This is a genomic window from Aquimarina sp. AU119 (assembly GCF_900312735.1).
GTDB lineage: Bacteria > Bacteroidota > Bacteroidia > Flavobacteriales > Flavobacteriaceae > Aquimarina > Aquimarina algiphila.
Genome location: NZ_OMPF01000002.1, coordinates 1 through 1,063 on the forward strand (window position 1 = coordinate 1; position 1,063 = coordinate 1,063).

Here is a 1,063-nt window from a genome sequence, read left to right on the forward strand (position 1 = left end):
CAATGCGCAGAAAAATCGAAAAGCACGGTAACATTTTGTCCTGCTACGACACATATATTAAACGTTAGGCAACATAAAAACAAACGATATTGACAAATAGAAAAACTAATTTCAAAACCATTTGGCAAAGAGCTAAAATAAGACCAGTTTTACTACTCTTTGCATTTCAAGGAATGGCATTTGCATTACTTCTTTTTCTTCCGATGGGGTTAATGATGAATTCATTAGGAAATAGTTTCCCATTTGTTGAAAACGCTGAAAAAATTCAATCGGATGGAATAAAAGTAAATGCCACTCTAACTGGAATTAAAGAAATTGATAACATAACTATCAATGGAAATAATCCACAAGTTTTGACTTATGAATTTGATAACAACGGACAGAAAACAGAATCAAAATTTAGTGTTTTTGAGCCAGAAAAAACTGATAATTTAAAAACAGGAGATATAATCTCAATTAAACATTTAAACGGAGAATCAATACCTACAGAATTTGGGCAATATTCGTTTAGTGTGGATTTTATGTATTACATAACTGGAGTTGTTCTTTTAATTGGGCTAATTCTTTGCTATCTTTTATACTCACGAATAAATAAAGAAATCTCATTATATAAAACAGGTAGAATTATGGAGGGGAAAATAGTTTCAATAAACCATAATAAAGGTTTTACATTTTCGAAATTTGGTTCGTCAATGGATGTGCACTATGAATATGGAAATAACGTTGCGAAATCAAGGACTAATAATTTGGCTTTGACAAATAACAAATCAATCGGAGATTCAATTAAAATTTTGGTTTCACAAGACGGAAACTCATCTTGTATATATCCAGAATTGATTGCTAAAACCAATGGTTGGAAAGAAAATTACGTTGCCTAACAATGTATAAGAAAACATAGGGGTTTTAGACTTAACCAAAAGATCTTGAATTATTTGTAAAATCGCCAAATATAAAATTTGGCGTTTATGAGAAAAAATATAAAAGTAAAATATTTATATTTGGCTTAGTACCAATCCAAAACGTATTGCTTATCACCCACCCTACGTTTCTTATAATAGACGTT

1 protein-coding gene is annotated in these 1,063 nt (G+C 30.1%); it reads left to right on the forward strand.

Annotated features, from left to right (window positions below; all coding sequences use genetic code 11):
• The first annotated feature begins 89 nt into the window (after positions 1 to 89).
• Positions 90 to 878 (forward strand): hypothetical protein, encoded by a 789-nt coding sequence (locus DK442_RS03545; RefSeq protein ID WP_109434483.1) that lies wholly within the window; start codon positions 90 to 92, stop codon positions 876 to 878.
• Positions 879 to 1,063: the final 185 nt, after the last annotated feature.